This window comes from Pseudomonas sp. NA-150 (assembly GCF_044336365.1).
Lineage (GTDB): Bacteria > Pseudomonadota > Gammaproteobacteria > Pseudomonadales > Pseudomonadaceae > Aquipseudomonas.
Window position 1 is genome coordinate 741,045 of sequence record NZ_CP172305.1, and the last position, 21,484, is coordinate 762,528.

General features: G+C 58.1%; 22 protein-coding genes and 1 other RNA gene. 17 read left to right on the top strand and 6 right to left on the bottom strand.

The window, feature by feature from the left end:
• Window positions 1-36: 36 nt before the first annotated feature.
• A complete protein-coding gene (locus ACF0H7_RS03610) occupies window positions 37-957 on the bottom strand; it encodes a GlxA family transcriptional regulator (RefSeq protein ID WP_397453817.1) in 921 nt (306 codons plus the stop codon).
• A gap of 220 nt (window positions 958-1,177) precedes the next feature.
• Here ACF0H7_RS03610 and ACF0H7_RS03615 point away from each other — a divergent pair, with 220 nt between their 5' ends.
• Entirely contained in the window at window positions 1,178-2,314 is a 1,137-nt protein-coding gene (locus tag ACF0H7_RS03615; RefSeq protein ID WP_397451438.1) for an acyl-CoA dehydrogenase family protein, read from the top strand.
• Between the two features lie 131 nt (window positions 2,315-2,445).
• On the opposite strand, the gene ACF0H7_RS03620 is transcribed toward ACF0H7_RS03615, so the two are convergent.
• Window positions 2,446-3,483: an NADP(H)-dependent aldo-keto reductase gene (locus ACF0H7_RS03620; RefSeq protein WP_397451439.1), complete on the bottom strand. Its 1,038-nt coding sequence runs from the start codon at window positions 3,481-3,483 to the stop codon at window positions 2,446-2,448.
• 248 nt (window positions 3,484-3,731) lie between these two features.
• Between ACF0H7_RS03620 and rplM the strand changes: the two genes are divergently transcribed.
• The 7 genes from rplM to ACF0H7_RS03655 all read left to right on the top strand — a co-directional run bounded on the left by rplM (window position 3,732) and on the right by ACF0H7_RS03655 (window position 8,707).
• The gene (rplM, locus tag ACF0H7_RS03625; RefSeq protein ID WP_025166857.1) at window positions 3,732-4,160 is read left to right on the top strand and encodes a 50S ribosomal protein L13; all 429 of its coding nucleotides are present in this window, start codon (window positions 3,732-3,734) and stop codon (window positions 4,158-4,160) included.
• Window positions 4,161-4,174: 14 nt separating this feature from the next.
• Window positions 4,175-4,567, top strand: coding sequence for a 30S ribosomal protein S9 (gene rpsI / locus ACF0H7_RS03630; RefSeq protein WP_397451440.1), 393 nt, complete (start codon window positions 4,175-4,177; stop codon window positions 4,565-4,567).
• Window positions 4,568-4,852: 285 nt separating this feature from the next.
• The gene (gene petA, locus ACF0H7_RS03635) at window positions 4,853-5,446 is read left to right on the top strand and encodes a ubiquinol-cytochrome c reductase iron-sulfur subunit (protein ID WP_397451441.1); all 594 of its coding nucleotides are present in this window, start codon (window positions 4,853-4,855) and stop codon (window positions 5,444-5,446) included.
• Window positions 5,446-6,657, top strand: a complete 1,212-nt coding sequence (locus ACF0H7_RS03640) for a cytochrome bc complex cytochrome b subunit (protein WP_397451442.1) — start codon at window positions 5,446-5,448, stop codon at window positions 6,655-6,657. Before petA ends, ACF0H7_RS03640 begins: the two co-directional genes overlap by 1 nt.
• Window positions 6,657-7,442, top strand: coding sequence for a cytochrome c1 (locus ACF0H7_RS03645; RefSeq protein ID WP_397451443.1), 786 nt, complete (start codon window positions 6,657-6,659; stop codon window positions 7,440-7,442). Before ACF0H7_RS03640 ends, ACF0H7_RS03645 begins: the two co-directional genes overlap by 1 nt.
• 210 nt (window positions 7,443-7,652) lie before the next feature.
• Window positions 7,653-8,270 (top strand): glutathione S-transferase N-terminal domain-containing protein, encoded by a 618-nt coding sequence (locus tag ACF0H7_RS03650; RefSeq protein WP_397451444.1) that lies wholly within the window; start codon window positions 7,653-7,655, stop codon window positions 8,268-8,270.
• Window positions 8,271-8,287: 17 nt separating this feature from the next.
• Window positions 8,288-8,707: a ClpXP protease specificity-enhancing factor gene (locus ACF0H7_RS03655; protein WP_397451445.1), complete on the top strand. Its 420-nt coding sequence runs from the start codon at window positions 8,288-8,290 to the stop codon at window positions 8,705-8,707.
• 62 nt (window positions 8,708-8,769) lie between these two features.
• Here the strand turns inward: ACF0H7_RS03655 and ACF0H7_RS03660 are convergent, their stop codons facing one another.
• The 4 genes from ACF0H7_RS03660 to ACF0H7_RS03675 all read right to left on the bottom strand — a co-directional run bounded on the left by ACF0H7_RS03660 (window position 8,770) and on the right by ACF0H7_RS03675 (window position 12,253).
• Window positions 8,770-9,348: a BON domain-containing protein gene (locus ACF0H7_RS03660; RefSeq protein ID WP_397451446.1), complete on the bottom strand. Its 579-nt coding sequence runs from the start codon at window positions 9,346-9,348 to the stop codon at window positions 8,770-8,772.
• A complete protein-coding gene (locus tag ACF0H7_RS03665) occupies window positions 9,345-9,938 on the bottom strand; it encodes a phosphoheptose isomerase (protein ID WP_397451447.1) in 594 nt (197 codons plus the stop codon). Before ACF0H7_RS03665 ends, ACF0H7_RS03660 begins: the two co-directional genes overlap by 4 nt.
• A 129-nt stretch (window positions 9,939-10,067) precedes the next feature.
• On the bottom strand, window positions 10,068-10,439 hold the full coding sequence (locus ACF0H7_RS03670) for a YraN family protein (RefSeq protein WP_397451448.1): 372 nt from the start codon (window positions 10,437-10,439) through the stop codon (window positions 10,068-10,070).
• Window positions 10,439-12,253, bottom strand: coding sequence for a penicillin-binding protein activator (locus ACF0H7_RS03675; RefSeq protein WP_397451449.1), 1,815 nt, complete (start codon window positions 12,251-12,253; stop codon window positions 10,439-10,441). Before ACF0H7_RS03675 ends, ACF0H7_RS03670 begins: the two co-directional genes overlap by 1 nt.
• Window positions 12,254-12,602: 349 nt before the next feature.
• Between ACF0H7_RS03675 and rsmI the strand changes: the two genes are divergently transcribed.
• The 9 genes from rsmI (at window position 12,603) to mraY (ending at window position 21,483) form a co-directional block, all read left to right on the top strand.
• The gene (gene rsmI, locus ACF0H7_RS03680; RefSeq protein ID WP_397453818.1) at window positions 12,603-13,400 is read left to right on the top strand and encodes a 16S rRNA (cytidine(1402)-2'-O)-methyltransferase; all 798 of its coding nucleotides are present in this window, start codon (window positions 12,603-12,605) and stop codon (window positions 13,398-13,400) included.
• A gap of 82 nt (window positions 13,401-13,482) precedes the next feature.
• Window positions 13,483-13,839, top strand: an RNA gene (rnpB, locus tag ACF0H7_RS03685) — RNase P RNA component class A.
• Window positions 13,840-14,146: 307 nt separating this feature from the next.
• Window positions 14,147-14,602, top strand: coding sequence for a division/cell wall cluster transcriptional repressor MraZ (gene mraZ / locus ACF0H7_RS03690; RefSeq protein ID WP_397451450.1), 456 nt, complete (start codon window positions 14,147-14,149; stop codon window positions 14,600-14,602).
• 2 nt (window positions 14,603-14,604) lie between these two features.
• Window positions 14,605-15,546: a 16S rRNA (cytosine(1402)-N(4))-methyltransferase RsmH gene (gene rsmH / locus ACF0H7_RS03695; RefSeq protein WP_397453820.1), complete on the top strand. Its 942-nt coding sequence runs from the start codon at window positions 14,605-14,607 to the stop codon at window positions 15,544-15,546.
• On the top strand, window positions 15,543-15,836 hold the full coding sequence (gene ftsL / locus ACF0H7_RS03700; RefSeq protein WP_397451451.1) for a cell division protein FtsL: 294 nt from the start codon (window positions 15,543-15,545) through the stop codon (window positions 15,834-15,836). Before rsmH ends, ftsL begins: the two co-directional genes overlap by 4 nt.
• Entirely contained in the window at window positions 15,833-17,581 is a 1,749-nt protein-coding gene (locus ACF0H7_RS03705; RefSeq protein ID WP_397451452.1) for a peptidoglycan D,D-transpeptidase FtsI family protein, read from the top strand. The genes ftsL and ACF0H7_RS03705 overlap by 4 nt, the downstream gene beginning before the upstream one ends.
• Window positions 17,581-19,044, top strand: coding sequence for a UDP-N-acetylmuramoyl-L-alanyl-D-glutamate--2,6-diaminopimelate ligase (locus tag ACF0H7_RS03710; RefSeq protein ID WP_397451453.1), 1,464 nt, complete (start codon window positions 17,581-17,583; stop codon window positions 19,042-19,044). Before ACF0H7_RS03705 ends, ACF0H7_RS03710 begins: the two co-directional genes overlap by 1 nt.
• Complete coding sequence (murF, locus tag ACF0H7_RS03715) at window positions 19,037-20,401, top strand: UDP-N-acetylmuramoyl-tripeptide--D-alanyl-D-alanine ligase (protein WP_397451454.1); 1,365 nt, start codon at window positions 19,037-19,039, stop codon at window positions 20,399-20,401. Before ACF0H7_RS03710 ends, murF begins: the two co-directional genes overlap by 8 nt.
• A complete protein-coding gene (mraY, locus tag ACF0H7_RS03720; RefSeq protein WP_397451455.1) occupies window positions 20,401-21,483 on the top strand; it encodes a phospho-N-acetylmuramoyl-pentapeptide-transferase in 1,083 nt (360 codons plus the stop codon). Before murF ends, mraY begins: the two co-directional genes overlap by 1 nt.
• Window position 21,484 lies beyond the last annotated feature (1 nt).

The following is a 21,484-nucleotide window of genomic DNA, read 5'->3' on the forward strand; positions in this document are numbered from 1 at the left end:
CGTCACATCTAACACCATCGCGTTTTCCTGATGCCTCTACGCCGCTTGTAAAAACTGCTGCCGATACTGGTTTGGCGACAACTCCGTGTGCTGGCGGAACAACCGTGCGAAGAAGCTGGCGTCGTCATAGCCCACTTCATAGCTGATGGTCTTGATGCTCTTGCGCGTTCCCGACAGCAAGCCCTTGGCGGTTTCGATGCGCAGGCGTTGCAGGTAATGCAGCGGTTTGTCGCCGGTCGCGGTCTGAAACCGGCGCATGAAGTTGCGGATGCTCATGCCGTGTTCGCGCGCGACGTCTTCGAAACGGAATTTGTCGGCAAAGTGCTCTTCGAGCCATTGCTGAATCTGCAGAATGATCACGTCCTGGTGCAGCTTCTGCCCGCCAAAGCCCATCCGTCCCGGCGAATAATTGCGCTGCACTTCGTACAGAATGTCACGGGCCACGGCCTGAGCGACGTTGGCGCCGCAGAAGCGTTCTATCAGGTAAATGTACAAGTCACAGGCCGACGTCGTGCCGCCAGCGCAGTACAGGTTGTCGGCATCAGTCAGGTGTTTGTCCGGATTGAGCAACACTTTGGGGAAGCGCTCGCCGAACTCGCTGAAGAAGCGCCAGTAAGTGGTCGCTTCCTTGCCATCCAGCAAGCCAGCCTGAGCCATCCAGAACACCCCACCGGCTTCACCGCAGATCACGGCGCCTCTGGCGTGTTGCTCGCGCAGCCATGGCAGCACCTGCGGGTAACGCTGGCACAACGCATCGAAGTCGCCCCAGAACGCAGGGAGGATAATCACATCGCTGGGTTCCAGACCGCTGTCGACCGGCAGCACCACGTCGCTGAAGCTGCGAACGGGCAAGCCATCGGGGCTGACGATGCGAATATCGAAGGTTGACTTGGTGCCTGGGCCGATTTGCCTGCCGTGGCGTAGGCTGGCGAGGTGAAAAAAATCCTTGGCTTGCATCAGGGTCGAAGCGAACACCCGGTCAATGGCCAGGATGCTGACGCGCCGCAATGGCGCGGACTGTTGGGTAGACATAATTCTTTTGTTCTTATATGGGATAGTGGTCAAGCAACGGCGTGATCGTCTTATTTTTTGGCGTATGTGTCCAGTGTCCTCGCGCAGATCATGGGCTTAGGCTCTGTTGGCCAATACGGGCGTTTGACTTTTTTACAGGTGCCGCATGATCCCCAGAACCCTGTTTAGTCCCGAACACGAACTGTTCCGCAGCAGTGTGCGTAAATTCCTCGAGCAAGAAGCCGAGCCGTTTCATGCGCAGTGGGAAAAACAGGGTTTCATCGACCGCACGCTGTGGGACAGGGCGGGCGAGCAGGGCATGCTTTGCTCGCATCTGCCGGAAGAGTACGGCGGCATGGCGGCCGACTTTCTCTACAGCACCGTGGTGATCGAGGAAATCGGTCGTATGGGGCTGACCGGCATTGGCTTCTCGCTGCATTCGGACATCGTCGCGCCGTACATCCTGCACTACGGCAGTGAGGCGCTAAAGCTCAAGTACCTGCCGAAACTGGTGTCGGGAGAGATGGTGACTGCCATCGCCATGACCGAGCCGGGCGCCGGGTCCGATCTGCAGGGAGTGAAAACCACGGCAGTGCTGGACGGCGACGAGTACGTGATCAACGGTTCGAAGACCTTTATCACCAACGGTTTTCTAGCTGATCTGGTGATTGTGGTGGCCAAGACCGACCCCAAGGCGGGCGCCAAAGGCACCAGCTTGTTTTTGGTGGAAGCCAACACGCCGGGCTTCGCCAAGGGCAAGCGCCTGGAGAAGGTCGGGATGAAGGCTCAAGATACATCGGAGTTGTTTTTCCAGGACGTGCGGGTGCCTAAGGAGAATCTCCTGGGCGTGGCGGGGCAGGGGTTTGCGTACCTGATGCAGGAACTGCCGCAGGAACGCCTGACGGTGGCCATAGGCGCTTTGGCGTCGGCGGAGGCGGCGTTGCAGTGGACGCTGGAATACACCCGCGAGCGCAAGGCGTTCGGTCAGGCGATTGCGGATTTTCAGAACACCCGTTTCAAACTCGCAGAAATCGCCACCGAAGTGCAGATTGGCCGGGTTTTCGTCGACCGCTGCCTGGAGCAACACCTTGAAGGCAAGCTGGACGTCCCTACGGCGGCGATGGCCAAGTACTGGTGCACAGACCTGCAATGCAAAGTGCTCGACGAGTGCGTGCAGCTGCATGGCGGTTACGGCTTCATGTGGGGATACCCGATTGCCCGGGCTTGGGCGGATGCGCGGGTGCAGCGGATCTATGCCGGGGCTAATGAAATCATGAAAGAGATCATCGCCCGGACGTTGTAGATCAGGGCTTGGCACAAGTTTGTGGCAACACCCGATCGCTGTAGGAGCGAACTTGTTCGCGAGGCGGTTTGTCTGACGCACCTGCACCGCCCTCGCGAACAAGTTCGCTCCTACAGGGGCATTGCGATGCGTTACGGCGCAGGGTTCGGCTGATCCTTCTGGATCGCTGCAATCCCTTCCAGCACTTCATCGGACAATTTCAACTCGAAGCTGGCGATGTTGCTGTCCAGTTGTTCGAGCGAGGTCGCGCCGATGATGTTGCTGGTCACGAATGGACGGCTGGTGACGAACGCCAGTGCCATTTGTGCCGGGTCCAGGCCGTGTTCGTGCGCCAGGGCGACGTAACGCGCGCAGGCGGCTTCCGATTGCGGGTTGAAGTAGCGGGTGAAACGGCTGTACAGACTCAGGCGACCCTTTGGTGGGCGGGCGCCGTTGGCGTACTTGCCGCTCAACATGCCAAACGCCAGGGGTGAATACGCCAGCAGCCCGCATTGTTCGCGAATCGCGACTTCTGCCAGACCCACCTCGAAACTGCGGTTGAGCAGGTTGTACGGGTTCTGAATCGACGCGGCGCGCGGCAGGCCATGGGCTTCGGCTTGGGCGAGGAACTTCATGGTGCCCCACGGGGTTTCGTTGGACAGGCCAATGTGGCGGATTTTGCCCGCTTTCACTTGCTCGTCCAGCGCCTGAAGGATTTCCAGGATCGGCGTAAATTGCTCTTCCTTGTGCGTGTAGCCCAACTGACCAAAGTAGTTGGTGCTGCGCTCTGGCCAATGCAGCTGATACAGGTCGATGTAGTCGGTTTGCAGGCGTTTCAGGCTGGCGTCCACGGCGGCAACCACGTGATCGCGGTTGTGTTTGAGCTTGCCGTCACGAATGTAATCAATCCCGTTGCCCGGGCCGGCAATCTTGCTGGCCAGGATCCAGTCGGCGCGATCGCCGCGAGACTTGAACCAGTTACCGATGAATTTTTCGGTGGTCGCGTAGGTTTCTGCTTTGGGCGGTACCGGGTACATTTCCGCGGTATCCATGAAGTTGATCCCGGCGGCTTTGGCTCGTTCGATCTGAGCGAAGGCCTCTGGCTCGCTGTTTTGCTCGCCCCAGGTCATGGTGCCCAGGCAGAGGGCGCTGACCTTGAGGTCGGTTCGGCCCAGTTGACGGTAGTCCATGTTCTTCTCCTAAATTTGAGGTGAAACATAAAAGCAGGTTGAATTTTTTTTCGCAATCTGCATAATTCCGCACCTCTTTGCAGTGGAAGTGATGCGCCGTCTGCCGAAGAATCTTGCCGTATAACGGACGCGCCGACCCGAGCCCCCGATAGCGTCTGTTTCCGGCTGCCTTTGACCTTGTCAAAGTACGCACTATTCAGTAAGATCCGCCGTCTAATTTGTCAGGGCGGCCCCTGAGGCTATAAAGAATGAAAACTTTTACTGCTAAACCGGAAACAGTTAAGCGCGACTGGTTCGTCGTCGACGCTGCTGGTCAGACCCTGGGTCGTCTGGCCACCGAGATCGCGAGCCGTCTGCGCGGCAAGCACAAGCCGGAGTACACTCCGCACGTCGATACCGGCGACTACATCGTCGTGATCAACGCTGAGCAAATCCGTGTTACCGGTGCTAAAACCACCGACAAGATCTACTACTCTCACTCCGGTTTTCCGGGCGGGATCAAGTCGATCAACTTTGAAAAGCTGATCGCCAAGGCCCCAGAACGCGTGATCGAGACCGCGGTTAAAGGCATGCTGCCTAAGAACCCGCTGGGTCGCGACATGTATCGTAAGCTGAAAGTCTATGCGGGCACTGCACACCCTCATACTGCTCAGCAGCCCCAAGAACTGAAGTTTTAACGGAATAGTTCATTATGTCGGCGACTCAAAATTACGGCACTGGCCGTCGCAAGACTGCAACCGCACGCGTTTTCCTGCGTCCGGGCACTGGCAACATCTCCATCAACAACCGTTCGCTGGAGAATTTCTTCGGTCGCGAAACTGCCCGCATGGTAGTTCGTCAGCCGCTGGAATTGACTGAGACTGCCGAGAAATTCGACATCTACGTCACCGTGATCGGTGGTGGTACCACCGGCCAAGCCGGCGCGATCCGCCACGGCATTACCCGTGCCCTGATGCAGTACGACGAAACCCTGCGTGGCGCACTGCGCAAAGCTGGTTTCGTGACTCGCGATGCACGTGAAGTAGAGCGTAAGAAAGTCGGTCTGCGTAAAGCGCGTAAGCGTCCGCAGTACTCGAAGCGTTAATTCGCTGCTACTGTCAAAAGCGCCCAGTTCCTTTTCGGAGCTGGGCGTTTTTTTTTGTCTGCTGTTTTGTAAGAAGAAGCTACGATGAGGGCGTCAGGTGTGACAACGTGCCACATCCGCCGGCCCCCGTGTAATAAGGCTTCGGCTGGTTTCGGGGTGGTAATTCCCTTGTCAGTTACAGGGCTTTTCTTTACCATTCGGCAGGATTTTTAAGCACAGTTCAAAGATTTCTAACTAAGTAGATGCCTGATTGAACAGGCCACAGAGCTGATGGGAGAGGACGGAATGAGCAATGACGGCGTGAATACAGGCCGGCGTCGCTTCCTCGTAGCAGCCACATCTGTTGTGGGTGCTGCAGGAGCGGTGGGGGCTGCGGTCCCGTTCGTGGGATCGTGGTTTCCCAGTGCCAAGGCGAAAGCCGCAGGAGCACCGGTAAAAGTGAACATCAGCAAGGTCGAGCCAGGTCAGCAAATGATTGCTGAGTGGCGTGGTCAGCCGGTGTTCATTGTGCGCCGTACCCCAGAGATTCTAAGCAATCTGAAGAAAATCGAAGGTCAGTTGTCTGATCCCACGTCCAAGAATTCGACCCAGCCAAGCTATGTTGACCCTGAAGTGCGTTCGATCAAGCCGGAACTGCTGCTGCTGATCGGGATTTGTACGCACTTGGGCTGTTCGCCGACTTTCCGTCCTGAAGTGGCTCCAGCCGACTTGGGTAAAGACTGGGTCGGTGGCTATTTCTGCCCCTGCCACGGCTCCCACTACGACCTCGCAGGCCGCGTCTTCAAATCGCAACCGGCACCGCTGAATCTGCCCGTGCCTCCGCATTCCTATGAGTCCGACAGTATTATTGTCGTGGGCGTTGATCAGGAGAAAGCGTGATGAGCAAGTTCATGGATTGGGTTGACGCGCGGTTTCCCGCCACAAAAATGTGGGAAGACCACCTCAGCAAATATTACGCACCAAAGAACTTCAACTTCTTCTACTTCTTCGGCTCCCTGGCGCTGCTGGTGCTGGTCAACCAGATCGTCACCGGTGTCTGGCTGACCATGAGCTACACGCCGTCAGCTGAAGAAGCATTTGCCTCCGTCGAATACATCATGCGTGACGTGGAGTACGGCTCGATCCTGCGCCTGTTGCACTCCACCGGCGCATCTGCCTTCTTCATCGTGGTCTATCTGCACATGTTCCGTGGCTTGCTCTACGGTTCGTACCAGAAGCCGCGTGAGCTGGTCTGGCTGTTCGGCATGCTGATCTACCTGGCGCTGATGGCGGAAGCCTTCATGGGCTATCTGCTGCCTTGGGGGCAGATGTCCTACTGGGGTGCCCAGGTGATCATCTCGCTGTTCGGTGCGATCCCTGTGATTGGCGGCGACCTGACGCAGTGGATTCGAGGTGACTACCTGATCTCGGGCATTACCCTGAACCGCTTCTTCGCCTTGCACGTGGTTGCGCTGCCGATCGTGATTCTGGGTCTGGTGGTGTTGCACGTTCTGGCGCTGCACGAAGTCGGTTCGAACAACCCCGACGGCGTCGACATCAAGAAACACAAGGACGAAAACGGCATACCGCTGGATGGCATCGCGTTCCACCCGTATTACACCGTGAAAGATATCGTCGGTGTCGTGGTGTTCCTGTTCATTTTCTGCTCGATCGTGTTCTTCTTCCCGGAGATGGGTGGTTATTTCCTCGAGAAGCCGAACTTCGAAGTGGCGAACGCCTTCAAGACCCCAGAGCACATTGCTCCGGTTTGGTACTTCACGCCGTTCTACGCGATTCTTCGAGCGATCCCGGACAAACTCATGGGGGTTATCGCCATGGGTGCATCGATTGCGGTGCTGTTCGTGTTGCCGTGGCTCGATCGAAGCCCGGTCAAGTCGATGCGCTACAAAGGCTGGTTGAGCAAGATCTGGTTGGTGGTGTTCTGCGTTTCGTTCGTGATCCTGGGTATGTTGGGGGTTCTGCCGCCGACGCCAGAGCGCACGCTCATTTCGCAGATCTGTACGTTCCTGTACTTCGCCTACTTCATTCTGATGCCGTTCTATACCCGGCTCGAGAAGACCAAACCGGTTCCAGAAAGGGTGACTGGCTGATGAAAAAGCTATTTGCTGTATTAATGTTTGCTCTTCTGCCTACGTTGAGCTTCGCAGCCGAGCACGGCGGCCCTGAGCTGGAACAGGTCGATATCGACGTGTCCGACAAGGCGGCCATGCAAGATGGCGCGCGGACCTTCGCCAACTACTGCATGGGTTGCCACAGTGCCAAGTTCCAGCGCTATGAACGCGTTGCGGACGACTTGGGTATTCCTCATGACCTGATGCTGTCGAAGCTGATCTTCACCGGCGCCAAGATTGGCGACCACATGAGCATCGGCATGCAGCCGGCTGACGCCAAAGCCTGGTTCGGTGCGGCGCCGCCTGACCTGACCCTGGTGGCTCGCGTTCGTGGTACTGACTGGCTCTACGGTTACTTGCGTTCGTTCTATGAAGACCCTGCGCGTCCTTGGGGCGTGAACAACAAGGTCTTCCCGAACGTCGGCATGCCTAACGTACTGGCCGGCCTGCAAGGTCGCCAGGTCATTGGTTGCAAGCAGATTCAGGTGGTTGAGGAGGGCAAGAAGCAATACGATCCGTTGACCGGCTCGCCCCTGACTCACGAAGCCTGTGATCAACTGACCGTGATGCCGAAAACCGGTACGCAGAACGAAGAACAGTTCAATGAGACGGTCAAGAATCTGGTGACGTTCCTCGCCTATTCGGCGAACCCGGTGAAGCTGGAGCATCAGCGCATTGGTACGTATGTGTTGCTGTACCTGGCCTTCTTCTTCATATTCGCTTACCTGCTCAAGCGTGAATACTGGAAAGACGTTCACCATTGATAATGCTGTAATCCCTGCTGTTAGCGATGCGCGCCCTGGGGCGTCTCCGATAACGAGCTCGGAACAGGTAGAATAGGCAACCGGTCGGGTCGGATGACTCGACCGGTTGTTTTTTAAGCTACCTGTTCCCGTGCAGTCGATATCGGAGGTGCCCTTAGGGCGCGCTCGTTTTTCTGCTTCTGAAAACTTTTACAAGCGAGGAGGACCGCCATGGGCGTGACCAACCGGTTGGCCTGTTACTCCGACCCCGCCGACCACTATTCCCACCGCGTGCGCATTGTGCTCGCCGAGAAAGGTGTCAGCGCCGAGATCATTGATGTTGTGGCGGGTCAGCACCCGCCGAAGTTGATCGAGGTGAATCCCTACGGTAGCGTACCCACCCTGATCGATCGTGACCTGGCGTTGTACGAGTCAACGGTGGTGATGGAATACCTGGATGAGCGTTACCCGCACCCGCCGTTAATGCCGGTTTATCCGGTGGCTCGGGCCAATAGTCGTCTGCTGATTCATCGAATCCAGCGCGACTGGTGTGGTCTGGTGGATGTGATTCTGGATTCACGCAGTAAAGAGGCCGCTCGCGTCGTGGCGCGCAAAGAGTTGCGTGAAAGCCTGACGGGTGTCTCTCCGCTGTTCGCCGACAAGCCTTTTTTTCTCAGTGAAGATCAAAGTCTTGTCGATTGCTGTCTACTGCCCATACTTTGGCGTCTTCCGAAGCTGGGTATAGAATTGCCGCGGCAGGCCAAGCCGTTGCTTGATTACATGGACCGCCAATTTGCGCGCGAAGCTTTCCAGACGAGTCTGTCTGGTGCTGAACGTGATATGCGCTAAGGCTTAAGGAGCCTTTGATGAATTCCAGTCGCCCATATCTGATCCGCGCTCTGTATGAGTGGATCGTGGATAACGATTGCACCCCGCATGTGCTGGTTAATGCGGAATACCCGTCGGTACAGGTCCCTCAGGGCTTCGCCAATGACGGTCAGATCGTTTTGAACATTTCACCCAGTGCCGTGCGTCACTTGCACATGGACAACGACGCCGTGAGCTTCGAAGGTCGCTTCGGTGGTGTGCCACACACGCTGTACGTGCCGATCGCCGCGATCCTGGGTATTTACGCCCGGGAAAACGGTCAGGGCATGGTTTTCGATCTGGAGCCTTCTCTGGAGGAGGAAGACGAAGACGGGATCGGCCCGGATGACGATACTCCACCACCGGACAGCGAGCCTCCGCGCCCAAGCGGTCGACCGAGTCTGAAAGTGGTCAAGTGATCCAAAGCCAATAAAAAAGGCGATCCGCAGGGATCGCCTTTTTTATGCACGGTGTCTCGTTGTCAGTCGATGTACTCGAACAGCTTGACGATCTTCTGTACGCCCGACACGCCCTGCACCAGGTTGGTGGCGCGCGAGGCTTCCTGTTGGGTCACCAGGCCGAGCATGTAGACGATGCCATTCTCGGTCACGACTTTGATGCGTGAACCAGGAATGGTGTTGTCCGTCAGCATTTGGGTTTTGATCTTGGTGGTCAGCCAGGCGTCGTTGTTGCGCGCCAGAATCGAAGAAGGCGGCATGACTTGCAGCTCGTTGTTGACCTTCTTCACCCGTTGCACGGTGCCGGCCGCTTGTTCGGCCATGCTTTTCAGCTCTGGGCGAGGGGTCTGGCCGGCGAGCAAGACGACGCCGTTAAAGCTGGTGACGATGATGTGCGAGCCCTCGTCGAGGTCCGGGTTGGCTTTGGCGACGTTGACCGCAACTTTGGTTTCGATCAGCGAGTCGTCAATTTTGCTGCCGAAGGTCCGGGTACCGCGATCGTCTTCGATCGGTGTGTCGCGAGTTGCGGTCAGGACCGAACTGCATCCGCTGAGGCCGAGGCACAGTGTCAGAGCCAGTAGGCTGAGGCGATTAGGGGTCATTCTTCACTCCCGAACAGTTGGCTGTCGATCAAATCGCAAAGGCAATGGATCGTCAGCAGGTGGACTTCTTGAATTCGTGCGGTGACTTTGGCCGGTACGCGGATCTCCACATCCTCGGGCAACAGCAGCGAGGCCATGTCACCACCGTCGCGACCGGTCAAAGCTACGACAATCATTTCGCGATCATGTGCGGCCTGGATCGCTTGAATAATGTTTGCAGAGTTGCCGCTGGTGGAAATAGCCAACAGCACATCGCCTGGCTGGCCCAGTGCGCGGATCTGCTTGGAGAAGATTTCGTTGTAGCTGTAGTCGTTGGCAATCGAGGTGATAGTCGAGGTGTCAGTGGTCAGCGCGATGGCTGGCAGGCTTGGCCGCTCACGTTCGAAACGGTTGAGCAGTTCCGAAGAAAAGTGTTGTGCGTCTCCAGCCGAACCGCCATTGCCACAGGAAAGCATTTTGCCTTCGTTGAGCAGGGCGTTGACCATCACTTGGCTGGCTTGCTCGATGTAGGGTGCAAGAACTTCCATTGCCTGCTGCTTGGTGTCGATGCTGGCCTGAAAAAGCTGGCGAATTCGGGATTGCATGTCCATCAATGTGACCTTAAGTAGGGCAACTGCTCCAGGCACGGAAAGGTGCAGCCTGCAAAGCAAAAAGCAAAATCATTGTGTGTGCGTTGTTCAATATCAAAGCGTTCAAGGTTCAGTTATCGGCACCTTGAATCAACTATCAAATGCGTTCTTGATCCAGTTCAGCGAAGGCGCATTGCCGGGATCGCCATTGATGGCAATCACGTCGAAGCGGCAGGGGAAATCCGCCCAGTGCGACTCTTGTTGCAGGAACAGCTGAGCGGCGAGTACGAGTTTTTCGCGCTTGCGAAAATCCACGCTTTCCAGCGCTCCACCCCAGCCTGCGTGGCGTCGATAGCGAACTTCGACGAATACTACTGTATCGCCATCGAGCATGACCAGATCAAGCTCGCCACGTTTACATAACCAGTTCTGTGTGACGAGGCGTAGATCCTGTTGTTGCAGATACTGCAGGGCGAAGGTTTCAGCCTCGCGCCCTGCTTTTTGCCGAGACGCGCTCGGCATCAGTGGGCTGTATCCGGCAGGCGTTGAACCTGACCGCTGGTGAACTGTGCCCACGGCAATTGGCGTTCGATCCGCTGACCCTGGCCCAGGCTCAGGCTGCCGGTCAGGCCGTCGATGCGACTGTCAGGTATGGCCTTGAGCTGGTCCAGGCGCGGCGCCAGGCGATAGGCGTCAATACCCATGGCGTACAGGCGGCCAAGGCTGCCCGAGGCTTGTGGCCACTGTGCGACCACTTGCTGGTGCAGGGGATCGCTGCTGTCGAGCAGCCACGGGGTTTCGCAAAAGCGAATGCCTTCGAGGTCCTTGTACTGTGCTTTGTCGCCGCTGTTGGTGAACAGGTGCGACGTGGCATACACCGGGACATCGCCCGCGTACTGGAACACCAGTGTGGGTTTGATTTGCTGGGCTTGTTGAGGCGTGGCGGCGAGGAAGATGAAGTCGATGTCCTGACGACGCGTCGGTTGCGCGGCTACCTGACCGCCAACCGTGCTTTGCAGACTCTTGGCGCGAGCTTCGCTGTTGCGCAACTGGAACATGTCAGCAATTTGCTTGGCGAGATCCACCGGCTGGTCAACGCGTTCAGAGACGATGAAGGTGCCGCCCAGGGCTTGCCAGTTTTGCCGGAATGCGTCCAGAACACGGTCGCCCCATTCGCCTTTTGGCACCATGGCGGCAGCACTGCGCTTGCCATCGGCCCAGGCGCGACGCGCGACTTCGCGGGCTTCGTCTTCAGCAGCGAGGCCGAATTGGTAGAGCTGGGGCGGACCCGACTGACGCGAGTCGCTGTAGTTCAGTGCCAGGGTAGGGATCGGCAATTGCGGGCGGCTGCTCAGTTGTTTGACCAGTGGTTTTTCCAGCGGGCCGATCACCAGTTGCACGCCGGCGGCTTTGGCCTGACGGTAGAAATCATCCATCGAGGTCAGGCGCGAGCTGTCGAACACTTCGATGACAGGTGGCTTTTGACCGGCTTTCTGCGCCTGGTAGTGCGCAGCCATGAAGCCTTCACGCAGGGCGCGGGCCACCGAGGCCAGTTGACCGTCCTGGGGCAGCAGCAGGGCAATTTTGTTCAGCGGTTCGCTGGTCAGCGCGCGCAGTTTCACCAAGGCGCTCGGCAATTGCTGGGCTGCCGGGTGTTGCGGGTTCTGTGCTTTCCAGGTGTCGATGGCGGCCTGCTGTTGCTCCAGCGTGCCGGCGCCTTTGACGGCGCGGGCCAGACTCATCCAGCCGGAAAGGTCGTCGGCGCCTGTGCTTTGCAGTTGCTCAGTGGGCAGGGCGGCGACCAGGCTCCAGATCGCATCGTTATTGGCGCTAGCGTCAGCACCCTTGAGCAGTGGCGCGATAAACACACGCTCGCGGGCAGCAGCCAGTGTTTGGCCGTCGGCTTCCAAGGCGCGCGCCTGAACGACACCGGTCCGCACTTGCTGCTCGACCGGCAACTCACCCAGGCGTTGCAGGCTTGGGTGGTTCAAGGCGGCGAGGGCTGCCTTGGGTTGGTTGCGCGTCAGAGCGAGTTCGGCCGACAAGGTGCTGGCATACACTTGCTGTGCCGGCTTGAGTTGATCGAGCGGCACTTGTTCGAGGATCTTCGCCGAACGGCCCGGGTTGCCCTGGCGGAAGGCCTGGTCGGCCGCGCTCAGTCTCAGCAGCGCGGCCTGGTCGGGCGTTTTCGCCGCTGCGGCCTGTTCGAGCAGTTGCTCGATGCTGGCGTCAGGGGTGCGTGGAAGTTCGCCAAGGCTTGACGAAGGCGAACTGGCGCAAGCCGCCAAGAGGGCAGCAAGACAAAGGGCAGTAAACAGCCGCAGGCAAGCGATCATGTGTGATCCTGATACTCGAGCAAATTAGCGTGGAATTGTACCCAAGCACTGGCCGGGGCGCGATGTTAGTGGCGTTAAAGCAGTCATATTGGTCGTGGAGCAGGCAAATAAGGGGTGAATCCACTGTTTTACGGTGTCGCTGAGGCTTGGTTGCAATGAAAACAAACGCTTTTTTCAATCTGATTTCAGTGTTTGCTTTTATCGGCTGGCCGTTGGCCCAAGCCGTAATCTGTACAATGCGTCTTTTTGCTTAACCCAAGAGGTGTGCGCTTTGACTGCTCCAGGTGCTTTGAATTCCGCTACTGGCTCGCTTTATGTGGTCGCCACGCCTATCGGTAACCTGGATGACATGAGCGTGCGAGCGCTGAAGGTGTTGCGCGAGGTGTCGTTGATCGCTGCGGAAGATACCCGGCACTCGATGCGTCTCATGCAGCATTTTGGTATCCCTACGCCTTTGGCGGCCTGTCACGAGCATAACGAGCGGGAGGAGGGTAGCCGCTTTTTGGCCAAACTGTTGGCAGGCGAGGACGTGGCGCTGATCTCCGATGCCGGCACGCCGTTGATCTCCGATCCGGGCTATCACCTGGTTCGTCAGGCCCGTGCTGCCGGGATTCAAGTGGTCCCGGTGCCGGGAGCCTGTGCCTTGATCGCAGCGTTGTCGGCTGCCGGCCTGCCGTCGGACCGATTTATCTTCGAAGGTTTTTTGCCAGCCAAGGCTGTAGGGCGTCGAGCGCGTCTTGAGCTGCTTAAGGAAGAGCCGCGCACCTTGATTTTCTACGAGGCGCCGCACCGTATTCTTGAGTGTCTGCAGGACCTGGAGCTGGTATTCGGTGCCGAACGACCGGCCTTGCTCGCGCGCGAATTGACTAAAACCTTCGAAACCCTCAAAGGGCTGCCATTGGCGGAGTTGCGGGCGTTTGTCGAAGGCGATAGCAACCAGCAGCGCGGTGAGTGTGTGGTGTTGGTCGCGGGCTGGACCGTGCCGGAAGACGAGGACGTGATTGGCGCCGAGGCGCGACGCATTCTGGATTTACTGCTGGAAGAAATGCCGCTCAAGCGCGCCGCGGCATTGGCAGCGGAAATTACCGGCGTGCGCAAGAATTTGCTTTATCAGGTGGCGCTGGATAAACAAAAGACGCATGAATAACTGCCTTGGGCCTATAGACCAAAGTGTGTAGGACGGATTAAAGCTTGTTCTCGAGCCTCCGTGCCGCTAACCTTGGCGGTGGAGAGTCGATTGGACAGTCGCTGCCTCCTATTGTTCCGCAATAGGGGGGAGGAAAGTCCGGGCTCCATAGGGCAGAGTGCCAGGTAACGCCTGGGAGGCGCGAGCCTACGGAAAGTGCCACAGAAAATAACCGCCTAAGCACTTCGGTGCCGGTAAGGGTGAAAAGGTGCGGTAAGAGCGCACCGCACGTCTGGCAACAGTTCGTGGTCACGGTAAACCCCACTCGGAGCAAGACCAAATAGGGTTCCAAGGCGTGGCCCGCGCTGGAACCGGGTAGGTTGCTAAAGATGTCCAGTGATGGCCATCGTAGAGGAATGACTGTCCTCGACAGAACCCGGCTTACAGATCGACTCTCCACCTTTTTCCCTTCTCTGCTTTTTCACAGCAGAACCGCTTTTGTAATATCAAAAAAATCTTACTCTTCATAAATCACTTTAACTTCGAGCGTTAGCGCTCTGAGTCGATTGAGATTTATCCGCAAAAACAATTGAAAAATTGTTCTTTCACCTGTTTTTCCTCTCCTAAATCTCCGATCTGTAAGGGTTTTCCTTAGGACCGCGCCTTGACGGTGTGGTCGACGCATTCCTATAGTGTGCGCAAGTGGCAGAAAGTGGCGTGAAGTGGGTTTTTTCAGCGTAAAAAGTTAATATTCGGAGATCGCGCCTGTGTTTCGTGGTGCAAACGCAATCAATCTCGACGCAAAGGGACGTCTCGCCATGCCGAGCCGGTACCGCGACGAGTTGGATTCGCGTAGTGCCGGGCAATTGATCGTGACCATTGATGCTGTCGACCCTTGCTTATGCGTGTACCCATTATCCGAATGGGAGTTGATTGAAGCCAAATTGCGTGAACTGGCGACATTCCGTGAAGAAAACCGTCGTCTGCAGCGACTGTTGATCGGGAATGCCGTTGATCTGGAACTTGATGGCAGCGGCCGCTTCGTTGTGCCGCCACGCCTGCGCGAATACGCCAAGTTGGATAAGCGCGTGATGCTGGTTGGCCAGCTCAACAAGTTTCAACTGTGGGACGAGGATGCCTGGAACGCGCTTGCTGAAGCGGACCTTGCAGCCATTCAAAAACCGGGCGCTATGCCTGATGAACTGCGTGATTTGATCCTGTGACTATGAATAGCGGCTTTACCCACATCACCGTACTGCTCGAAGAAGCCGTAGAGGCTCTCGCGGTGCGCAGCGATGGCTGCTATTTGGACGGCACGTTCGGGCGTGGTGGTCACAGCCGTTTAATACTGAAGCACCTCGGCCCTGACGGGCGACTTCTCGGTTTTGACAAAGATCCTCAAGCGATTGCCACCGGGCAAGCGCTAGCGGCCGAAGACGGCCGCTTTGTCGTTGTGCAGCGCAGCTTTGCCGAGCTGGGGTCCGAAGTTGAAATCCAGGGTCTGGCGGGCAAGGTCAACGGCATTTTGCTGGACCTCGGCGTGTCTTCGCCGCAGCTCGACGACCCGGAGCGTGGCTTCAGTTTCATGAACGACGGCCCGTTGGACATGCGCATGGACCCGAGCCGTGGCGTCAGCGCCGCCGAGTTCATTGCCACCGCTCCGGCCGAAGAAATCGCTCGTGTTTTCAAGGAATACGGCGAAGAACGTTTCGCTAAACGCATGGCCAACGCGGTGGTCGAGCGTCGTCAGGTCAAGCCTTTCGAGCGCACCGCCGATCTGGCTGAAGTACTGAAAGTGGCCAATCCGGCGTGGGAAAAGGGTAAGAACCCCGCGACCCGTGCTTTCCAGGGCCTGCGCATCCACGTCAACAACGAGCTGGGCGATCTTGAAGCCGGGCTTGAGGCTGCACTCGAAGCGCTGGAGATCGGTGGCCGCCTGGTGGTGATCAGCTTCCACTCGCTGGAAGACCGTATCGTCAAACTGTTCATGCGCAAGCTGGCCAAGGGCGAGGCGGACAACCTGCCGCGCAACCTGCCGATCCAGTTCAAAGCCTTCGATCCGAAAATCAAAGTCCTCGGCAAGGCACAGTTTGCTTCCGACGAAGAAACCAAAGCTAACCCACGCTCGCGCAGCGCGGTCATGCGTGTGGCGGAGAAGCTTCGGTGACCCGGCTGTACTTCAAGCCTTTACCAGGCGGCAGTTTCTTCATGCTGCTGCTGTTCATTGCCGTCCTCGTTTCGGCTATCGGCGTGGCGTATAGCGCCCACTGGAACCGGCAGTTGCTGAACTCGCTCTACAACGAACTCAGCGTGCGCGATAAAGCGCAGGCGGAGTGGGGGCGCCTGATTCTTGAACAGAGCACCTGGACTGCCCACAGCCGCATCGAAACCCTGGCCACCGAACAGCTGAAGATGCGCATCCCGAATGCCGCCGAAGTACGGATGGTGGCGCCATGATGAACCTTGAGGGCGGCCTCTATCCGTGGCGTTTTCGCGTAGTCGTCGGTCTGCTGGGCATCATGGTGGCCGCGATTTCGTGGCGTATCGTCGACTTGCAGGTCATCGACCACAAATTTCTCAAGCAACAGGGCGATGCGCGTAGCGTTCGTCATATCCCTATTCCGGCGCACCGCGGCCTGATCACTGACCGTAATGGCGAACCATTGGCGGTCAGTACCCCAGTGACCACGCTGTGGGCCAACCCGAAGGAAATGCAGCAGGGCAAGGATAAATGGCCTGCGCTGGCGGCGGCTTTGGGGCAGGACGCAAAATTGCTGACCGACCGCCTCGAATCACAGGCCGACAAAGAATTCATCTATCTGGTCCGTGGCCTGACCCCGGAGCAGGGCCAGGTCGTACTCGATCTGAAGGTCCCGGGTGTCTATGGCATCGAAGAATTCCGGCGTTTTTATCCGGCCGGTGATGTAACGGCGCACATGGTGGGCTTCACCGACCTCGACGACCATGGTCGAGAAGGGGTGGAACTCGCCTATGACGACTGGCTCGCCGGGGTGCCCGGCAGACGACAGGTGATCAAGGACCGTCGCGGTCGATTGATCAAAGACGTCCAGGTTACAAAAAACGCCAAGGCCGGAAAGACCTTGGCTTTGTCTATTGACCTGCGTCTGCAATATCTGGCTACGCGCGAGTTGCGCAACGCGATCCAGGAAAACGACGCGAAAGCGGGCAGCCTGGTGATCATGGACGTCAAGACCGGCGAAGTGCTGGCCATGGTCAACTCGCCAACCTACAACCCGAACAACCGCCGCACCATGGTCCCGGCCGCGATGCGTAACCGCGCGATCATCGACGTGTTCGAACCGGGTTCGACCATGAAGCCGATCTCGATGACTGCCGCGCTGGACAGCGGTCGCTGGAAACCAACTGACAAAGTCGAGGTCTATCCGGGCACGCTGCAAATCGGTAAGTACACCATCCGTGACGTAACCAAGACCGAGGGTCCGATCCTCGACTTGACCGGCATCCTGATCAACTCCAGTAACGTTGGCATGAGTAAAGTGGCATTCGACATTGGCGGGGAAGCGATTTTCCACGCCATGCAACGCGTTGGACTTGGTCAGTACACCGGTCTGGGTTTCCCGGGCGAGCGTGTAGGCAACCTGCCGAACTACCGCGAGTGGCGTAAAGCCGAGACGGCGACCCTGTCGTATGGCTACGGCTTGTCGGTAACTGCGCTGCAGTTGGTGCACGCCTACTCGGCCATCGCCAACAACGGCAAAATCGTACCGTTGACGATCCTCAAGTCCGACGCCGAGCCGGTTGCTACCCAGGCCATTCCTGAAGCCACGGCGAAAACCTTGCAGGGCATGATGCAGCAAGTGATCGAAGATCCGCGCGGCGTTTACCGTGCCCGGGTGCCGTCGTATCACGTAGCGGGCAAGAGTGGTACCGCACGTAAAACCGCGTCGGGCACCAAGGGCTACGAAGAGAACGCTTACCGCTCGTTGTTCGCCGGCTTTGGCCCGATGAGCAATCCGCGTTACGCCATCGTGGTGGTGATCGACGAGCCGGGTGGTAAGGGATACTTCGGTGGTCTGGTCTCTGCGCCGGTGTTCAGCAAAGTGATGTCCGGCACGCTGCGCCTGATGAACGTCACCCCGGATAACCTCGCGCCCACTCCACCGGAACAACAGGTTAATGCTGCGCCCGTGGTTCCCGCTGTTAAAGGAGGGCGTGGTTGATGCCTTTTAGTCTGAACAAGATTTTCGCCCATGCCGACCGCGATCTGTTGATCCGCGAGTTGACCCTCGACAGCCGCAATGTGCGTCCCGGTGATCTGTTCCTGGCAATCAAGGGCGGCAAGTTTGACGGCCGTGCGCACATCGCCGATGCACTGAAGCGCGGCGCGGCAGCAGTCGCCTATGAAGTCGAAGGCTCGACTGTATTGCCACTCACCGACGCCCCCTTGATCCCGGTCAAAGGTCTGGCTGCACAGCTGTCCGACATTGCCGGGCGTTTCTATGGCGACCCGAGCCGCAGCCTGAATCTGGTGGGCGTCACCGGCACCAACGGCAAAACCAGTGTCACGCAACTGGTCGCGCAAGCGCTGGACCAGTTGGGTCAGCACTGCGGGCTGATCGGCACCCTGGGCACCGGTTTCTATGGCGCGCTGCAAAGCGGTCGCTTGACCACGCCGGATCCGATTGCCGTCCAGGCAACCCTCGCGGACTTGAAGAAAGCCGGTGCCCGTGCCGTGGCCATGGAAGTGTCGTCCCATGCGCTGGATCAAGGCCGTGCGACTGCACTGGCGTTCGACGTCGCGGTGTTGACCAATCTGTCTCGCGATCACCTGGACTACCACGGTTCGATGGAGGCCTACGCGGCGGCCAAAGCCAAGCTGTTCGCCTGGACTGACCTGCGTTGCCGGGTGATCAATCTGGATGACGACTTCGGTCGGCAGTTGGCCTCTGAAAAGCATGACTCGCGCCTGATCACCTACAGCGTGAGCGATGCCGGCGCCTCCCTTTATTGCCGTGATGCGCACTTCGATGATGATGGCGTGCGCGCCACGTTGGTCACTGCCCATGGCGAACATCATCTGCGCAGCAGCCTGCTGGGCCGCTTCAACCTGAGTAACGTGCTGGCTGCCATTGGCGCGTTGCTGGGGCTGGATTATGCGCTGGATGAAATTCTCAAAGTGCTGCCGTCGCTGGAAGGTCCGGTCGGTCGCATGCAGCGTTTGGGTGGCGGTACAAAACCGCTGGTGGTGGTTGATTACGCCCACACACCTGATGCGCTGGAAAAAGTCCTTGAAGCCCTGCGTCCGCACGCCAAAGGTCGTTTGATGTGCCTGTTCGGTTGTGGCGGCGATCGTGATCGCGGCAAGCGTCCGTTGATGGCAGAAGTGGTCGAACGTCTGGCCGATACCGTGCTGGTCACCGACGACAACCCGCGCACCGAAGCGCCAGCACAGATTTTTGATGACATCCGCAAAGGTTTTGCAGTTGTGGATAACGTCAGTTTTGTCGCCGGTCGTGGCGTGGCCATTGCGCAACTGGTCGCCAGTGCCCAGGCCAATGACGTAATCGTTCTGGCCGGTAAAGGCCACGAGGACTACCAGGAAATCGATAACCAACGTCATCCGTTTTCCGACCTTGAAGAAGCCGCCAAAGCCTTGGCCGCATGGGAGGTGGCGCATGCTTAAGCCTCTGACCTTCAGCGAACTGGTCGTGCCCTTGAATGGCCGCCAGGTCGGCGAGTGCACTTTCAATGGTGTCAGCATCGACAGCCGCAACATTGTTCCGGGTCAGCTGTTTATTGCGCTGACCGGTCCACGTTTCGATGGTCACGATTACCTCAACGAAGTCGCTGCCAAAGGTGCAGTGGGCGCGTTGGTCGAGCGCGAAGTGCCGGGTGCTGCGTTGCCGCAATTGGTGGTGGGCGATACCCGTCACGCATTGGCGCAGTTGGGTGGTATTAACCGCAAGGCGTTCGACAAACCGCTGGCGGCGATTACCGGTTCCAGCGGCAAAACCACGGTCAAGGAAATGCTCGCCAGCATCATGCGCACCCGTGGTGTGGTGCTGGCCACGCGTGGCAATTTGAACAATGACCTGGGTGTTCCGCTGACCCTGCTCGAGCTGGCGCCGGAGCACACGGCGGCCGTGATCGAGTTGGGCGCTTCACGGGTTGGCGAAATTGCCTACACCGTGGCGCTGACCAAACCCCATGTCGCGATGATCACCAACGCCGGGACCGCCCACGTCGGCGAGTTCGGTGGGCCGGACAAAATCGTACTGGCCAAGGGTGAAATCATCGAAGGGCTGGACGACAAAGGCGTTGCGGTCCTCAACCGTGACGACAAGGCCTTCGACATTTGGCATGCACGGGCCAAAGGCCGACAGGTGCTGAGCTTTGCCCTGAGTGACGATACCGCCGACTTCTATTCCCGGGATCTGTCGCGCGATGCCCGTGGCTGCCCGAGCTTCACCTTGCACGGTCCTGCGGGGGCGGCCTCGGTCCAGCTCAATCTGCTGGGCACACACAATGTTACCAATGCATTGGCCGCCGCAGCGGCGGCTCATGCGCTGGGTGTATCGATGGACGGTATCATCGCCGGCCTCAACGCCGTGCAGCCGGTCAAAGGGCGCACCGTGGCGCAATTGGCCACTAATGGCATCCGCGTGATTGATGACACTTACAACGCCAACCCGACCTCAATGTGCGCAGCCGTTGATATACTCGCCGGCTTTTCTGGACGCACCGTCCTGGTGCTCGGAGATATTGGCGAGTTAGGCGCCTGGGCTGAGGAAGGCCATCGCCAGGTTGGATCGTATGCCGTGGGCAAGGTTGACGCCTTATATGCCGTTGGGCCGTTGATGGCCCACGCGGTGAACGCGTTTGGCCAGAATGCTCGCCATTTCGCCAACCAGACCGACCTGATCGCTGCGCTTGGCGCGGAGCAGGACACAAACACCACTATTTTGATCAAAGGTTCGCGCAGCGCTGCGATGGAAAACGTCGTGACGGCTTTATGCGGTTCCAGTCTGGAGAAACATTAATGCTGCTGCTGCTGGCGGAGTATCTGCAACAGTTCTACAAAGGCTTCGCGGTCTTCCAATACCTGACCCTGCGCGGGATCCTCGGTGTGCTCACCGCTTTGTCGCTGGCGCTGTGCTTGGGCCCGTGGATGATTCGCACCTTGCAGAATCGCCAGATCGGTCAATCGGTTCGTAACGACGGTCCACAATCGCACCTGTCCAAATCGGGTACGCCGACCATGGGCGGCGCGTTGATTCTGTCGGCTATCGGCGTCAGCACCTTGCTGTGGGCTGACCTGAGCAATCGTTATGTCTGGGTGGTATTGATCGTCACGTTGCTGTTTGGCGGCATTGGCTGGGTCGATGATTATCGCAAAGTGATTGAGAAGAACTCGAAAGGCTTGCCGAGCCGCTGGAAGTATTTCTGGCAGTCGGTGTTTGCCCTGGTGGCAGCAATCTTCCTGTATTCGACAGCGCCAAGCGCGGTCGAGACCACCTTGATCATCCCGATGTTCAAAGACGCCAGCATCGCTCTGGGCATCGGCTTCATCGTACTTTCCTACTTCGTGATCGTTGGCTCAAGCAACGCGGTTAACCTGACCGACGGCCTCGACGGCCTGGCGATCCTGCCCACGGTGATGGTCGGCGGCGCACTCGGCATCTTCTGCTACCTGTCGGGTAACGTGAAATTCGCTGAATACCTGTTGATTCCGTACATCCCCGGCGCCGGTGAGTTGATCGTGTTCTGCGGTGCCTTGATTGGTGCGGGGTTGGGCTTCCTCTGGTTCAACACCTACCCGGCACAAGTGTTCATGGGCGACGTCGGTGCGCTGGCACTGGGCGCTGCGCTGGGCACCATTGCGGTGATCGTTCGTCAGGAAATCGTTTTGTTCATCATGGGCGGCGTGTTCGTGATGGAAACCCTTTCGGTGGTGATTCAAGTCGCGTCATTCAAATTGACCGGCCGTCGTGTGTTTCGCATGGCGCCGATTCACCACCACTTTGAACTCAAAGGCTGGCCCGAGCCGCGTGTGATCGTCCGTTTCTGGATCATCACCGTGATTCTGGTGCTGATCGGCCTTGCCACCCTGAAGCTGAGGTAGA

What these genes read in the sequence shown, in the direction of transcription:
- ACF0H7_RS03610 (WP_397453817.1), bottom strand. Translation starts at nt 957, where the DNA reads ATGCAAGCCAAGGATTTTTTTCACCTCGCCAGCCTACGCCACGGCAGG.
- ACF0H7_RS03615 (WP_397451438.1), top strand. Translation starts at nt 1,178, where the DNA reads ATGATCCCCAGAACCCTGTTTAGTCCCGAACACGAACTGTTCCGCAGC.
- ACF0H7_RS03620 (WP_397451439.1), bottom strand. Translation starts at nt 3,483, where the DNA reads ATGGACTACCGTCAACTGGGCCGAACCGACCTCAAGGTCAGCGCCCTC.
- rplM (WP_025166857.1), top strand. Translation starts at nt 3,732, where the DNA reads ATGAAAACTTTTACTGCTAAACCGGAAACAGTTAAGCGCGACTGGTTC.
- rpsI (WP_397451440.1), top strand. Translation starts at nt 4,175, where the DNA reads ATGTCGGCGACTCAAAATTACGGCACTGGCCGTCGCAAGACTGCAACC.
- petA (WP_397451441.1), top strand. Translation starts at nt 4,853, where the DNA reads ATGAGCAATGACGGCGTGAATACAGGCCGGCGTCGCTTCCTCGTAGCA.
- ACF0H7_RS03640 (WP_397451442.1), top strand. Translation starts at nt 5,446, where the DNA reads ATGAGCAAGTTCATGGATTGGGTTGACGCGCGGTTTCCCGCCACAAAA.
- ACF0H7_RS03645 (WP_397451443.1), top strand. Translation starts at nt 6,657, where the DNA reads ATGAAAAAGCTATTTGCTGTATTAATGTTTGCTCTTCTGCCTACGTTG.
- ACF0H7_RS03650 (WP_397451444.1), top strand. Translation starts at nt 7,653, where the DNA reads ATGGGCGTGACCAACCGGTTGGCCTGTTACTCCGACCCCGCCGACCAC.
- ACF0H7_RS03655 (WP_397451445.1), top strand. Translation starts at nt 8,288, where the DNA reads ATGAATTCCAGTCGCCCATATCTGATCCGCGCTCTGTATGAGTGGATC.
- ACF0H7_RS03660 (WP_397451446.1), bottom strand. Translation starts at nt 9,348, where the DNA reads ATGACCCCTAATCGCCTCAGCCTACTGGCTCTGACACTGTGCCTCGGC.
- ACF0H7_RS03665 (WP_397451447.1), bottom strand. Translation starts at nt 9,938, where the DNA reads ATGGACATGCAATCCCGAATTCGCCAGCTTTTTCAGGCCAGCATCGAC.
- ACF0H7_RS03670 (WP_397451448.1), bottom strand. Translation starts at nt 10,439, where the DNA reads ATGCCGAGCGCGTCTCGGCAAAAAGCAGGGCGCGAGGCTGAAACCTTC.
- ACF0H7_RS03675 (WP_397451449.1), bottom strand. Translation starts at nt 12,253, where the DNA reads ATGATCGCTTGCCTGCGGCTGTTTACTGCCCTTTGTCTTGCTGCCCTC.
- rsmI (WP_397453818.1), top strand. Translation starts at nt 12,603, where the DNA reads ATGAGCGTGCGAGCGCTGAAGGTGTTGCGCGAGGTGTCGTTGATCGCT.
- rsmH (WP_397453820.1), top strand. Translation starts at nt 14,605, where the DNA reads ATGAATAGCGGCTTTACCCACATCACCGTACTGCTCGAAGAAGCCGTA.
- ACF0H7_RS03705 (WP_397451452.1), top strand. Translation starts at nt 15,833, where the DNA reads ATGATGAACCTTGAGGGCGGCCTCTATCCGTGGCGTTTTCGCGTAGTC.
- ACF0H7_RS03710 (WP_397451453.1), top strand. Translation starts at nt 17,581, where the DNA reads ATGCCTTTTAGTCTGAACAAGATTTTCGCCCATGCCGACCGCGATCTG.
- murF (WP_397451454.1), top strand. Translation starts at nt 19,037, where the DNA reads ATGCTTAAGCCTCTGACCTTCAGCGAACTGGTCGTGCCCTTGAATGGC.
- mraY (WP_397451455.1), top strand. Translation starts at nt 20,401, where the DNA reads ATGCTGCTGCTGCTGGCGGAGTATCTGCAACAGTTCTACAAAGGCTTC.